At 72.3% G+C, this 12,682-nt stretch carries 12 protein-coding genes; 3 read left to right on the plus strand and 9 right to left on the minus strand.

Features of this window, described 5'->3' with window-relative positions; genetic code table 11:
* Positions 1 to 41 precede the first annotated feature (41 nt).
* The 3 genes from ACFYYN_RS33265 to ACFYYN_RS33275 form a co-directional block, all read right to left on the minus strand.
* The gene (locus ACFYYN_RS33265; RefSeq protein WP_500548682.1) at positions 42 to 2,528 is read right to left on the minus strand and encodes an ATP-binding protein; all 2,487 of its coding nucleotides are present in this window, start codon (positions 2,526 to 2,528) and stop codon (positions 42 to 44) included.
* A gap of 243 nt (positions 2,529 to 2,771) precedes the next feature.
* A complete protein-coding gene (locus ACFYYN_RS33270) occupies positions 2,772 to 3,095 on the minus strand; it encodes an STAS domain-containing protein (RefSeq protein ID WP_018563514.1) in 324 nt (107 codons plus the stop codon).
* 189 nt (positions 3,096 to 3,284) lie between these two features.
* Entirely contained in the window at positions 3,285 to 4,133 is an 849-nt protein-coding gene (locus ACFYYN_RS33275) for a 3-hydroxyacyl-CoA dehydrogenase family protein (RefSeq protein WP_500358252.1), read from the minus strand.
* A gap of 241 nt (positions 4,134 to 4,374) precedes the next feature.
* On the opposite strand from ACFYYN_RS33275, the gene ACFYYN_RS33280 reads away from it, so the two are divergent.
* Positions 4,375 to 4,947, plus strand: coding sequence for a cob(I)yrinic acid a,c-diamide adenosyltransferase (locus ACFYYN_RS33280; RefSeq protein WP_500548683.1), 573 nt, complete (start codon positions 4,375 to 4,377; stop codon positions 4,945 to 4,947).
* A gap of 10 nt (positions 4,948 to 4,957) precedes the next feature.
* Here the strand turns inward: ACFYYN_RS33280 and ACFYYN_RS33285 are convergent, their stop codons facing one another.
* The gene (locus ACFYYN_RS33285; RefSeq protein ID WP_500548684.1) at positions 4,958 to 5,509 is read right to left on the minus strand and encodes a hypothetical protein; all 552 of its coding nucleotides are present in this window, start codon (positions 5,507 to 5,509) and stop codon (positions 4,958 to 4,960) included.
* Between the two features lie 135 nt (positions 5,510 to 5,644).
* Here ACFYYN_RS33285 and ACFYYN_RS33290 point away from each other — a divergent pair, with 135 nt between their 5' ends.
* Positions 5,645 to 6,847 carry a sensor histidine kinase gene (locus ACFYYN_RS33290; RefSeq protein ID WP_500548685.1) on the plus strand — a complete coding sequence of 401 codons (1,203 nt, stop codon included), beginning with the start codon at positions 5,645 to 5,647 and terminating at the stop codon, positions 6,845 to 6,847.
* A complete protein-coding gene (locus tag ACFYYN_RS33295) occupies positions 6,844 to 7,494 on the plus strand; it encodes a response regulator (RefSeq protein ID WP_500548686.1) in 651 nt (216 codons plus the stop codon). Before ACFYYN_RS33290 ends, ACFYYN_RS33295 begins: the two co-directional genes overlap by 4 nt.
* A 168-nt stretch (positions 7,495 to 7,662) precedes the next feature.
* Here ACFYYN_RS33295 and ACFYYN_RS33300 read toward each other — a convergent pair whose 3' ends face one another.
* The 5 genes from ACFYYN_RS33300 to atpA all read right to left on the minus strand — a co-directional run bounded on the left by ACFYYN_RS33300 (position 7,663) and on the right by atpA (position 12,649).
* Complete coding sequence (locus ACFYYN_RS33300) at positions 7,663 to 8,109, minus strand: DUF2550 domain-containing protein (protein WP_499514041.1); 447 nt, start codon at positions 8,107 to 8,109, stop codon at positions 7,663 to 7,665.
* 99 nt (positions 8,110 to 8,208) lie between these two features.
* Positions 8,209 to 8,589, minus strand: coding sequence for a F0F1 ATP synthase subunit epsilon (locus ACFYYN_RS33305; protein ID WP_499516949.1), 381 nt, complete (start codon positions 8,587 to 8,589; stop codon positions 8,209 to 8,211).
* Between the two features lie 123 nt (positions 8,590 to 8,712).
* The gene (gene atpD, locus ACFYYN_RS33310; protein WP_499514040.1) at positions 8,713 to 10,155 is read right to left on the minus strand and encodes a F0F1 ATP synthase subunit beta; all 1,443 of its coding nucleotides are present in this window, start codon (positions 10,153 to 10,155) and stop codon (positions 8,713 to 8,715) included.
* A 2-nt stretch (positions 10,156 to 10,157) separates the two neighbouring features.
* The gene (locus ACFYYN_RS33315; RefSeq protein ID WP_499514039.1) at positions 10,158 to 11,075 is read right to left on the minus strand and encodes a F0F1 ATP synthase subunit gamma; all 918 of its coding nucleotides are present in this window, start codon (positions 11,073 to 11,075) and stop codon (positions 10,158 to 10,160) included.
* A 2-nt stretch (positions 11,076 to 11,077) separates the two neighbouring features.
* Complete coding sequence (gene atpA, locus ACFYYN_RS33320) at positions 11,078 to 12,649, minus strand: F0F1 ATP synthase subunit alpha (RefSeq protein ID WP_431965637.1); 1,572 nt, start codon at positions 12,647 to 12,649, stop codon at positions 11,078 to 11,080.
* Positions 12,650 to 12,682 lie beyond the last annotated feature (33 nt).

Below are 12,682 nucleotides of genomic sequence, written 5' to 3' on the forward strand. Positions count from 1 at the left end.
CGGTCGGCAGACCACCGCGGCCGCGCCGTGACGGGCGCCGGTCAGGCGATCGTTCCGGACGTGGAGGACTCGTCCACCGGGGTACCGGGATCCGTGGTGGCGACCGCGGTCTCGGAGGGCCCGCCGGCGCTGGTGGTGTCGCTGGGCTCGGTCGTCTCCGTGGGATCCGGCGACGCCGGGGGGGACGTCGGGGGCTCGCTGCTCGGCGTGGTCGAGGGCTGTGTCGGCGACTTGGTCGGCGTCTTCGACGGCGTCGGCTTTCCGGGGGTCCCACCGCCCGGCTTCTTCGTCGGTGACGTCTCCCCGCCCCCCGGCTGCTCGGTCCCCCCGTCGCCCGTACCCGGGTCGACCGCACCGCCCGGCGCGCCCGGCCCGCCGGTGGACCCCGGCGTGGTGCCGCTCGCGGAGGGGCTGGGCCGCCGGCTGGAGCCGGGGCTCGGGGCGTCCTCGGCCGGGAAGCCGTCGTCCGCGTTGTCCTCCTGGGCGGACTCGACCGGCTTGACGTTCATGGGTGTGTTCTGGTCACCGCCGGAGGCCGTCGTGCCGAGGGTGACGACGGTGCCGAGGACGGCGGCCAGCAGGGCGCCCGCGCCGGCGGCGACGAGGTTGCGGCGGGAACCGGTGAGGGCGATCCGGCGCGGGGCGGCGGCCGCCGCGGCAAGACGCTTGCTGATGATCGTCGTGGGCGCCTCGGACATGTCGGTGCCCGCCGCCGGGGTCTCGACGCCCGCGAGGCCCGTGCCGGGCACAGGGCCGCCCGCGCGGTCCACGACGAGCGCGAGGGTGCGGCGCCCCACCGTGGTGCCCTGGCGGTCCGCGAGGGCGCCGCGCAGGGCTATCGAGGCCTCCAGTTCGCTGCGGGCCCGGTCCAGGTTGCCGAGGCACAGCGCCAGGACGCCGAGTTCGTGGAGGAAGTACGCCTCCTCGGCCACCTCCCCGGCCAGCCGGGCGGCCTCCTGGCCGACGCGCAGCGCACGCTCCCACGCGCTCCAGTGCATGGCGGCCGCCAGGACGGGCGCCACCGCGCGGGCCAGGAGCACGGCCGCGCTGGTGTGCCCGCCGTCGCGGGCGGCGCTCAGGGCGCCGAGGATGGCCTCCGCCTCGGCGGCGACGCGCTTCGGGGTGACGGAGGGGTGCCCGGCCCACCAGGCGTAGTGCTGGGCGGCGGCCAGCGCCTGCGGTGAGCCCTCGGCGGCGGCCTCCGCGGCCAGTCCGTCCACCAGGGCCAGTTGGCGGCTCACACCGGCCGCCAGGCGGTGGTGCGCCGCGACGGGGACAGCGAGCCCGACGGCCACGATCTCGCCGAGCGCGGCATCGCCGTGGGTGTCGCCGACGAGCGCCGGCAGGTGGGCCTGGTGCGGGCACTCGCCGCCCAGGGCCACCGCGAAGCGCAGCGCCTCCTGCGCCGAGGCGCCGAGGCGGGAGGCGAGCAGGGCGGCGGGCGCGGCGCTCTCGGCGAGCGAGGGCAGCGGCACGTGCGAGGCCGACGCGCCCGGCTCGGTGCCGAAGGGCGCGTCGGCGGAAAGTTCGTCCGTCGCGTCCACGTCGCCCCACACGGACTCGTCGGCCGCGAGGATCTCCGCCCCGAGCGCGTCGCGCTGCCGCAGCAGCGCACCGGCCTGGACGAAGCGCAGCGGCAGACCCTCGGACTCGAACCACAGGTCGGCCGCCCAGGCGGTCTCCTCCTCCACCAGGGGGCGGCCCGCGGAGAGCTCCAGCAGTTCCAGGCAGGCGACCCGGGGCAGTCCGGGGAGGAAGACCTCTTCGACCAGGGAGTCGCCGGCGGGGGCCGGCACGTCGGGCGTCGCGGACACCAGGAAGGCGCACTCGGGCGCCGCCGCGAGCAGTTCCTCCAGGGAGGCGCCGCCGAACTCCAGGTCGTCCAGGACGACGACCCCGCCGATGTCGCGCAGCAGCTCCAGCAGGCGGCTGCGCTCGGGGCGGTAGTCATCGGTGTCGTAGACGGTGGCGAAGAGCTCCTGCAGCAGGTCGCTGGGGGTCCGCCGGTAGCCCGAGAGCCGGATCACGCCGTCGGGGGCGAGGTCCTCGCAGGCCCGGGCCACCGCGTCGAGCAGCACGCTGCGGCCGGCGCCGGAGGGCCCGGTGACGCGCACCGAACGGCCCCGGGAGAGCAGCCGCACCAGGCGCTTGCGCTCCTCCTCGCGCTCCAGCAGCGGGAGCTCGGGGGCGCGTGGCCCCGGCGGCACCGTCGGCCGGGCGGCGGCGGTCAGCGCGGCGCGTTCCTCCGCCGTGCGCCGTACGGGTGCGGGCAGGTCGCCGGGGGCGAGGGAGCTGACCTCGCTGCCGTCGACGGGGTTGAGGGTCAGCCTGCAGTCGCCCACGAGGAGTTCGACGACGCGTGGCGCGTCGCCGTCCCCCGTGCCCGCCCCGACCTCCAGGGCGAGCGGGTCGCGCGGCGGCCGGCCGACGCGCGGCGTCGGCGCGGTGCCGTCCTCCGCACCGCCGGCCGATGTCGCGTCGGCAAAGCCCGTGGGGTCCTGTTGTGCGCCGTACTCGTCACCGGTCATGTCGGGTCCGTGTGGGTCCATTAGTCTCCGCCCCCCATATGCGTCGCAGCAGGGCCCCACCGGGCCCGTGGTCGCGCCGTGGGACCGGTCCGGCTCCCCTCCTCGGCGTACGGGGTTGAGGCACGCCGGAACCGAACCCTAAACCTTCCCGCAGCGTGTGCGAAGCCCAGGGCGGCGATGCCGCCCTTGCGTCCGAATCTGTCCGGGGTTGCCGCTTGCGTATCGGCGCGCCCGGTGGGTGCGCTAGGTCCGCGGCAGTGCTTCTGCCGCGATTCCCCCCTCGATGACCAGGATGCGGTGCAGCCGCGTGGCGACCAGCAGGCGCTGCATCTGCGCGGGCACGCCCCGCAGGACCAGGCGCCGGTCGGCCCGGCCGCAGCGGCGGTGCGCCCCCATGATGACCCCCAGGCCCGTCGCGTCCCACGAGTCGAGTTCGGTCAGGTCGAGCACGAGGTCGCCGTGGCCGCCGTCCACGGCGCTGTGCAGGACCTTGCGGGCGTCCGCCGCGGTGCGGACGTCGAGGCGGCCCCCGACGACCAGCTCGGCGTGATCGCCCCTGATGTGCATTACGCCTCCCCGTGGAGTGAATGGGTGGAACTGCCGTGGTTCTACGTAACTGACGGTCCGTCGTACGAAGAGGTTGCCGTCTGTGAGCGAACCGATACCGAATTCACCCTTGCGAGTGACAGGAGGGGTCCGAGGGGCCCAGCCCTCCGGCCATCCGCACCGGACCGGGCCCTTCCGGTTGACGCTCCGTCAGTAGCGGTAGAAGCCCTCGCCGCTCTTGCGGCCGAGCGCGCCCGCGTCGACCATGCGCCGCATGAGCTCCGGCGGGGCGAACTTCTCGTCCTGGGACTCGGTGTAGATGTTGTCGGCGGCGTGCAGCAGGATGTCGACGCCGGTGAGGTCGGCGGTCGCCAGCGGACCCATCGCGTGGCCGAAACCGAGCTTGCAGGCGATGTCGATGTCCTCGGCCGTGGCGACGCCCGACTCGTAGAGCTTGGTGGCCTCGACGACGAGCGCCGCGATCAGCCGGGTGGTGACGAAGCCGGCCACGTCCCGGTTGACGACGATGGTCGTCTTGCCGATCTCCTCGGCGAAGGCCTTGGCGCGCGCCAGGGTCGCGTCGCCGGTCTTGTAGCCGCGGACCAGCTCGCACAGCTGCATGAGCGGGACCGGCGAGAAGAAGTGGGTGCCGACCACGCTCTCCGGGCGCTCCGTCACCGCCGCGATCTTGGTGATCGGGATGGCGGAGGTGTTGGAGGCCAGCACCGCGTCCGCCTTGGCGATCTTGTCCAGCGCGCGGAAGATCTCCTGCTTGACCTCGATCTTCTCGAAGACGGCCTCGACGACGATGTCGGCGTCGGCGGCCGCGTCCAGGTCGGTGGTGGTGGTGATGCGCGCGAGCGCGGCGGCCGCGTCCTGCGCGGTGAGCTTCCCCTTGGCGACGAACTTCTCGTAGGACGCCTCGATCCCGCCCTTGCCCCTGGCCAGCGCCTCGACCGTGATGTCACGCAGGACGACCTCGTAACCCGCTTGTGCGGACACCTGCGCGATGCCGGAGCCCATCAGGCCGGCTCCGATGACGGCGAGCTTCTTCGCCACGGCACACACCTATCTTCTCGATGCTGTTGCCGGGACCTTAACGTCGCTTCACAGCGGAGCGCAGCAGGAAGAGAGGCGGGTCACCCTGTGTCCTTCGTCGCACAGTTGAGGGCCCCGGCGCCCAGTTGCAGGCGAACCGCGTCCAGTTTGACCGGGACCGCCCCCGGAGTCCGCATCCGCCTCCCGCGCCTTGGGCCCGTCGCGGGGCGCGCCCCGGGCGCTGCCTGACTACGCTCGACACATGGTCAATCTGACGCGCATCTACACGCGGACCGGGGACGACGGCACCACCGCCCTCGGCGACATGAGCCGTACGGCCAAGACCGACAGCCGCATCTCGGCCTACGCGGACGCCAATGAGGCGAACGCGGCGATCGGCGTGGCGATCGCCCTCGGCGCGCTCCCGCAGGAGGTCGTGACCGTCCTCGTACGGGTCCAGAACGACCTCTTCGACGTCGGCGCCGACCTCGCGACGCCCGTCGTCCCCGACCCCAAGTACCCGCCGCTGCGCGTCGAGCAGACCTACGTGGACCGGCTGGAGGCGGACTGCGACCGCTTCCTGGAGGAACTGGAGAAGCTGCGCAGCTTCATCCTGCCGGGCGGCACCCCGGGCGCCGCGCTGCTCCACCAGGCGTGCACGGTCGTCCGCCGCGCCGAGCGGTCCACGTGGACCGCGCTGGAGGAGCACGGCGGGACGATGAACAAGCTCACCGCCACCTACCTCAACCGGCTGTCCGACCTGCTGTTCATCCTGGCCCGTACGGCCAACAAGGAGGTCGGCGACGTGTTGTGGGTGCCCGGCGAGAACCGCTGACCCCGCCCGCTCAGGTGCGCGGCGAGGCGGCCGGCCCCCGCTTGGGCCAGAGCGTGTAGCTCGCCGCGACGACCGCGTGGATCCCGGTCGCCGCCGCCATCCGCACCTGCCACTCCCGCAGGGCGGCCGTGCGTCCGGCGTCCGCCACGAGCCAGACGGCCAGTTGCAGCAGGGCGGCCGCGACCGCGGCGGACACCGCGGTACGGCCGAGCAGCCGCCACTCGTGCAGGGCCCGGGCCCTGCCGTACTTCGGTGCCGGCGGCGGCTCGGGGCCCCCCGCGAAGCGGTGCGCGAAGCGTGCGTCGGCCCAGCGGACGACGCCGTGGCCGTAGCCGGCGGAGAAGCCGATGTACGCGGCGGCCAGGCCGTGCCGGGCGGCGGCCGTGCCACCGTCGCGCAGGTCGGCCACCGCCGCGGCCAACAGCACCAGGTCCACCAGGGGCACGCACACCAGCAGCGCCGCGCCGGCCCGGGGCCGGCGCAGCAGGTAGCGCACCGCGAGCCCGGCGCCGAGCAGCGCCCAGAAGGCGATCTCGCACCCGGCGATCAGGGTCACCAACATGCCGCAAGGCTCCCCCGCGGCCGCGGTGGGGCGCGTCGTCGGCGCTGATGAGACCCGGCTGCATCCTTCGGTGTACGCACCGGGTCCGACCACCGGCCGACGCGCACCGTCCGCGCCGCGTGCTGGGATGGGCCCATGACGACCAACGCCGCCCGGCGCCCGCCTCGAGACGACGTGCTGATCGCCGTGTCGGGACTCACGGGCGGCCTCGCGATGTGGGCGTTCGGGCTGTACACCCACTCGGGGAACCATCCGGCGGGCGACCACCGCTGGCTGCCGCTGCTCCCGCTGGTGGTCATGGCCGGGTGCGAACTGATGCGGCGGACCGCGCCCCGCGTCGCGATCGTCCTCGGCGCGCTCACCTTCTGCGCGGACTTCGTGATCGGCTCGCTGCTGGTGACCGTGCTGATGTTCACCGACCTCGTGTACGCCGCCGTCCTGTACGGGCCGAAGCGGCTGACCCGGGTCGTGCCCGTCGTCAGCGTGCTCTGCACGGCCGCGCTCACCGCCACCGCCGTGGCGGTGCACCCGGTCGCCGAGTCCCTGCTGATCGGTGTGGTCGGTGCCCTGGTCTCGGTCGCCCCCGCCTGGACCGGCGTGGTGGTGCGGCGGCACCGCGACGAGGCCGCCCACGAACGGCTGCGCGCGGAGCAGACCGCGCTCCTCGCGGAGCTGGACCGCCGGGAGGCGGTGGGCCGCGAGCGGGCCCGGATGGCCCGCGAACTGCACGACATGGTGGCGGGCCACCTCTCCGCGATCGCCATCCACTCCACCGCCGCACTGTCCCTGGACCGCCACGAGGGCCCGGCCCGCGAGGCGCTGGCAGTGATCCGCGAGAACAGCGTCGAGGGCCTGTCCGAGATGCGCCGGCTGATCGGGCTGCTGCGCGACTCGGCGGGCGAGGACGGGGAACCGGCCCCCGTCCCGCGGCTGGCCGGCATGGAAGCGCTCCTGGAACAGATGCGCGCGGCGGCCCCGCACTCGGCCTTCGTACTGCGCGACGGGCGCCCCGAGGGCGCCGCCGCGCTGCCCGCGCCCGTGGAGCTGGCGGCCTACCGGATCGTGCAGGAGTCCTTGACCAACGTCCTGAAGCACGCGGCGCCCGGTGAGGTGCCCGTCATGCTGGAGCAGGAGGGCGAGGTGCTGACGGTGACCGTGGCGAGCCCTTGCCGGATCGGCGGCCCGGGGCACCGGCCGGACCCCCGGGCCCCCGGCTCCGGAAGTGGCTTGATCGGGATGCGGGAACGCGCCGAGCTGCTGGGCGGCACCTTCGAGGCGGGCCGGGAGGGCACGACATGGCGGGTACGGGCGGTACTGCCCATGAAGGGGAACGCATGATCCGGGTCGTCGTCGCCGAGGACCAGGCCGCGGTACGCGCGGGGCTGGTGCTGATCCTGGGCTCGGTGCCGGACATCGAGGTGGTCGGCGAGGCGGCCGACGGGGAGGCCGCGGTCCGCGTCGCCCGTGAGCTGCGCCCGGACGTGATCCTCATGGACCTCCAGATGCCCCGGCTGGACGGGGTCGCCGCGACCCGGGAGATCGTCGCGGAGCGACTGGCGGACGTGCTCGTCCTCACCACCTTCGACCTGGACGAGTACGTCTTCGGGGCGCTGCGGGCGGGCGCCGCGGGATTCCTGCTGAAGGACACCGAGGCGGACCGGCTGATCGAGGGCGTACGGCTGGTGGCCCGCGGCGAGGGGATGATCGCGCCCGCGGTGACCCGCCGGCTGATCGGCGAGTTCGCCCGCCCGCGGCCGCGGCCGGCGGCCGACCACGCCGTGCTCGGCGCGCTGACGCCACGGGAGCGGGAGGTGCTGGTCTGCGTGGGCGAGGGCCTGTCCAACGCGGAGATCGCGGTGCGGCTGGAGATGGCGGAGGCGACGGCGAAGACGCACGTCAGCCGCATGCTGGCCAAGCTGGAGCTGCGCAGCCGCGTGCAGGCCGCGGTGCTGGCGCAGGAATGGGGGCTGTCGGTACGGCCGTAGGGCCGGCGGGACCGGACAGCGCTTGTCAGGCCACGTCGACCCTCCCCCAGACTTCGTCCGGGGGGGACCCCCAACCAGCGGGGAGGCGGAACCAGACCTCAGGCCACGTTGACCCTCCCCCAGACTTCGTCCGGGGGGGACCCCCAACCAGCGGGGGGGACACCCCTGTCAGGCCACGTTGACCCGCTGGCCGGGAGGGGCGGCCTCGAGCCAGGCGAGGAAGCCGGTGAGGGCGTCGTCGCTCATGGCGAGTTCCAGACGGGTGCCGCGGTGCTCGCAGACCAGGATCACGGAGTCGGAGAGGAGCGCAAGCTCCTCCTGCCCCTCCGGGACGCGGCGGTGCAGCACCTCGATGGCGGAGCGTTCCAGCACCCGGCGCGGCCGGGGCGCGTAGGAGAAGACCCGGAACCACTCGATCCGGTCACCGCTGTAACGGGCGACGCCGTACGCCCAGCCCTTGCCGGAGGGTTCGCCGGCGCCGGTGGGCGGCATCCGCAGGCTGCAGTCGAACGTGCCGCCGGGCCGCTGGATCAGCCGGCGCCGCAGCCCGAAGACGAACAGCCCCAGCAGCGCCACCGCCACCAGGGCCCCGCACACCTGAAAAGCGAGGATCACGCCCACCGACCTCCTCGCTCCGTGTCACGAATAGGGATACTGCAGCCGCGGGACACCCTCACGGGCCTCCCGCGGCTCATGGCCCGGTGGGCCGGGTGCTCAGCGCGACCCGCTGGTCGCGGCGATCAGCCGGACCTCGGCGCGGCGCTCACTGGCGGCGTCGGCGTCGGCCTTCGCACGCTCCAGAGCCCGCTCCGCACGCTGGACGTCGATCTCGTCGGCGAGCTCGGCGATCTCCGCGAGCACCGACAGCTTGTTGTCCGCGAAGGAGATGAAACCGCCGTGCACCGCGGCGACGACGGTGCCGCCCTCGCTGGTGCGGATCGTCACCGGACCGGACTGGAGCACGCCCAGCAGCGGCTCGTGGTTCGGCATGACGCCGATGTCGCCGGACTCGGTGCGTGCGACGACAAGTGTGGCCTCGCCGGACCAGACACTGCGGTCCGCTGCGACCAGCTCGACGTGCAGCTCAGCCAAGATGGCTCCTCGGGTCGGCACCCACCGCCGTCCGGCGGGTGCATAAAACAAAGGATAACGGGGGTGCGGCAAGGGGGCGGACACAGGGTCCGCCCCCTGCCACGGTGAGCCGTCAGGCGACGGGCGTCAGCTGACGCCGAGCTCGCGGGCGTTGCGCTCGAGGTCCTCGATGCCACCGCACATGAAGAACGCCTGCTCAGGGAAGTGGTCGTACTTTCCGTCGGCGATGGCGTTGAACGCGGAGATCGACTCGTCCAGCGGGACGTCGGAGCCGTCGATGCCGGTGAACTGCTTCGCCGCGTGGGTGTTCTGCGACAGGAAGCGCTCGATGCGGCGGGCGCGGTGGACGGTGAGCTTGTCCTCCTCGCCCAGCTCGTCGATACCGAGGATCGCGATGATGTCCTGGAGGTCCTTGTACTTCTGCAGGATCCCCTTGACGCGCATGGCGCACTCGTAGTGGTCCGCCGCGATGTAGCGGGGGTCCAGGATGCGGGACGTCGAGTCCAGCGGGTCCACCGCCGGGTAGATGCCCTTCTCCGAGATCGGACGGGACAGAACGGTCGTCGCGTCCAGGTGGGCGAAGGTGGTCGCCGGCGCCGGGTCGGTCAGGTCGTCCGCGGGGACGTAGATCGCCTGCATCGAGGTGATCGAGTGACCACGGGTCGAGGTGATGCGCTCCTGGAGGAGGCCCATCTCGTCCGCGAGGTTCGGCTGGTAACCCACCGCGGAGGGCATGCGGCCGAGCAGCGTGGAGACCTCGGAACCGGCCTGGGTGAAGCGGAAGATGTTGTCGATGAAGAACAGCACGTCCTGCTTCTGCACATCGCGGAAGTACTCCGCCATGGTCAGACCGGCCAGCGCCACGCGCAGACGGGTGCCCGGGGGCTCGTCCATCTGGCCGAAGACCAGGGCGGTCTTGTCCAGGACGCCGGACTCCTCCATCTCCTGGATCAGGTCGTTGCCCTCACGGGTGCGCTCGCCGACGCCGGCGAACACGGAAACGCCCTCGTGCAGCTTCGCCACACGCATGATCATTTCCTGGATGAGGACGGTCTTGCCGACACCGGCGCCGCCGAACAGACCGATCTTGCCGCCCTTGACGTACGGGGTCAGCAGGTCGACGACCTTCAGGCCGGTCTCGAACATCTCGGTCTTGGACTCGAGGTCCTCGAACTTCGGCGCCTTGCGGTGGATCGTCCAGCGCTCGCCGACGTTGGCGTTCTCCTCGGGGACGTTCAGCACCTCACCGAGGGTGTTGAACACCTTGCCCTTGGTGAAGTCGCCGACGGGGACGGTGATGCCCGTGCCCGTGTCGGTCACCGAGGCCTGGCGGACCAGACCGTCGGTGGGCTGCATCGAGATCGCGCGGACCACGCCGTCGCCCAGGTGCTGGGCGACCTCGAGGGTCAGCGTCTTCTTCTTGCCGGCCTCGGCCGGGTCGGCGACCTCGACGGTGAGGGCGTTGTAGATCTCCGGCATGGCGTCGACGGGGAACTCCACGTCGACGACCGGGCCGATGACCCGGGCGACGCGGCCCGTGGCAGCGGCCGTCTCAACAGTGGTGGTCATGATTAGTCACTCCCCGCAGACGCGTCGGCCAGGGCGCTGGAGCCACCGACGATCTCGCTGATTTCCTGGGTGATTTCGGCCTGGCGGGCCTGGTTGGCAAGCCGCGTGAGCGTCTTGATGAGCTCCTCGGCGTTGTCGGTCGCCGACTTCATCGCGCGGCGGCGGGCGGCGTGCTCGGAAGCGGCACCCTGCAGCAGCGCGTTGTAGATCCGGCTCTCGACGTACCGCGGCAGCAGTGCGTCCAGGACGCCCTCAGCCGACGGCTCGAAGTCGTACAGGGGGAGGATCTCCCCCTCCTTGCGGGCCTCGCCACCGGTGGCGTCGACGAGCGAGAGCGGCAGCAGCCGCTTCTCCACCGGCGCCTGCGTCAGCATCGACACGAACTCCGTGAAGATGATGTGCAGCTCGTCCACGCCGCCCTCGGCGGTGTCCTTGAGGACCACCTCGATCAGCGGGTCGGCGACCGACTTGGCGTCCGCGTACGTCGGCTTGTCGGTGAACCCGGTCCACGAGTCCTCGATCGCGCGCTCACGGAAGCCGTAGTACGCCACGCCCTTGCGGCCGACGATGTAGTGGACGACCTCCTTGCCCTCCGAGCGCAACTGCTCGGTGAGCCGGTCGGCGGCCTTGATCGCGTTGGACGAGTAGCCGCCGGCCAGACCGCGGTCGCTCGTGATGAGCAGCACCGCGGCGCGCGTCGGGTTCTCGGTCTCCGTGGTCAGCGGGTGGTTCGTGTTCGAACCGGTCGCGACCGCGGCCACCGCGCGGGTGAGTTCGTCGGCGTACGGGGACGAGGCGTGGACCTGGCGCTGGGCCTTGACGATCCGGGACGCGGAGATCATCTCCATCGCCTTCGTGATCTTCTTGGTCGCGGTGACGGACTTGATGCGGCGCTTGTATACCCGAAGCTGGGCGCCCATGCTCAGCCCTCACCCAGCAGCTTGCCGTCCGAGGTCTCGAACTGCTTCTTGAACTCCGCGACCGCGTCGGTCAGGGCCTCGACCGTGTCGTCGCCGAGCTTGCCGGTCTCGGCGATGCTCAGCAGGAGGTCCTTCTTCTCGCGGCGGAGGTAGTCCAGCAGCTCGCGCTCGAAGCGGCGGATGTCCTCGACGGGCACGTCGTCCAGCTTGCCGGTGGTGCCGGCCCAGATGGAGACGACCTGGTCCTCGATCGGGAACGGGGCGTACTGGCCCTGCTTCAGCAGCTCGACCATGCGCTTGCCGCGCTCCAGCTGCGCCTTGGAGGCCGCGTCCAGGTCGGAACCGAAGGCGGCGAACGCCTCCAGCTCGCGGTACTGGGCGAGGTCCACGCGCAGTCGGCCGGCGACCGACTTCATGGCCTTGATCTGCGCCGAGCCACCGACTCGGGAGACCGAGATACCGACGTTCAGCGCCGGGCGCTGGCCCGCGTTGAACAGGTCGGACTCCAGGAAGCACTGGCCGTCGGTGATCGAGATGACGTTGGTCGGGATGAACGCCGAGACGTCGTTGGCCTTGGTCTCGACGACCGGCAGACCGGTCATCGAGCCGGCGCCCAGCTCGTCGGAGAGCTTGGCGCAGCGCTCCAGCAGGCGGGAGTGCAGGTAGAAGACGTCACCCGGGTAGGCCTCACGGCCCGGCGGGCGGCGCAGCAGCAGGGAGACGGCGCGGTAGGCGTCGGCCTGCTTGGACAGGTCGTCGAAGACGATCAGGACGTGCTTGCCGTCGTACATCCAGTGCTGGCCGATGGCCGAGCCGGTGTACGGGGCGAGGTACTTGAAGCCGGCCGGGTCGGACGCCGGGGCCGCCACGATCGTGGTGTACTCCAGGGCGCCGGCCTCCTCCAGCGCGGCGCGCACGCCGGCGATGGTGGAGCCCTTCTGGCCGATGGCGACGTAGATGCAGCGGACCTGCTTCTTGGGGTCGCCGGAACGCCAGTTGTCACGCTGGTTGATGATCGTGTCGATCGCCAGGGCGGTCTTGCCGGTCTGGCGGTCGCCGATGATCAGCTGACGCTGACCGCGGCCGATCGGGGTCATCGCGTCGACGGCCTTGAGGCCGGTCTGCATCGGCTCGTGCACGGACTTACGGGCCATGACGCCGGGAGCCTGGAGCTCCAGGGCGCGGCGGCCGTCGGTCTCGATCTCGCCGAGGCCGTCGATCGGGTTGCCGAGCGGGTCGACGACGCGACCCAGGTATCCCTCGCCGACCGCGACGGAGAGCACCTCACCGGTGCGCTGCACCGGCTGGCCCTCCTCGATGCCGCTGAACTCGCCGAGGACGATCGCACCGATCTCGCGCTCCTCGAGGTTGAGGGCGAGACCGAGGGTGCCGTCCTCGAACTTCAGCAGCTCGTTCGCCATGACCGAGGGCAGACCCTCGACCTTGGCGATACCGTCGCCGGCCAGGCTGACCGTTCCGACCTCCTCGCGCGAGGCCGCGTCCGGCTTGTACGACTGGACGAAGTTCTCCAGCGCGTCCCGGATCTCCTCCGGCCGGATCGTGAGCTCCGCCATCTGGGTTCCCTGCTCTCCTTGTTGGGCCCGAAG

Origin of the sequence: Streptomyces sp. NPDC001902, from assembly GCF_042891295.1 — a bacterium.
In the GTDB taxonomy this organism is placed as follows: domain Bacteria; phylum Actinomycetota; class Actinomycetes; order Streptomycetales; family Streptomycetaceae; genus Actinacidiphila.

Excerpts from the sequence above, each read along its gene's own strand:
- ACFYYN_RS33315 (WP_499514039.1), bottom strand. The coding sequence starts at position 11,075 with ATGGGCGCCCAGCTTCGGGTATACAAGCGCCGCATCAAGTCCGTCACC.
- ACFYYN_RS33280 (WP_500548683.1), top strand. The coding sequence starts at position 4,375 with ATGGTCAATCTGACGCGCATCTACACGCGGACCGGGGACGACGGCACC.
- ACFYYN_RS33285 (WP_500548684.1), bottom strand. The coding sequence starts at position 5,509 with ATGTTGGTGACCCTGATCGCCGGGTGCGAGATCGCCTTCTGGGCGCTG.
- ACFYYN_RS33290 (WP_500548685.1), top strand. The coding sequence starts at position 5,645 with ATGACGACCAACGCCGCCCGGCGCCCGCCTCGAGACGACGTGCTGATC.
- atpA (WP_431965637.1), bottom strand. The coding sequence starts at position 12,649 with ATGGCGGAGCTCACGATCCGGCCGGAGGAGATCCGGGACGCGCTGGAG.
- ACFYYN_RS33265 (WP_500548682.1), bottom strand. The coding sequence starts at position 2,528 with ATGACCGGTGACGAGTACGGCGCACAACAGGACCCCACGGGCTTTGCC.
- ACFYYN_RS33295 (WP_500548686.1), top strand. The coding sequence starts at position 6,844 with ATGATCCGGGTCGTCGTCGCCGAGGACCAGGCCGCGGTACGCGCGGGG.
- atpD (WP_499514040.1), bottom strand. The coding sequence starts at position 10,155 with ATGACCACCACTGTTGAGACGGCCGCTGCCACGGGCCGCGTCGCCCGG.
- ACFYYN_RS33270 (WP_018563514.1), bottom strand. The coding sequence starts at position 3,095 with ATGCACATCAGGGGCGATCACGCCGAGCTGGTCGTCGGGGGCCGCCTC.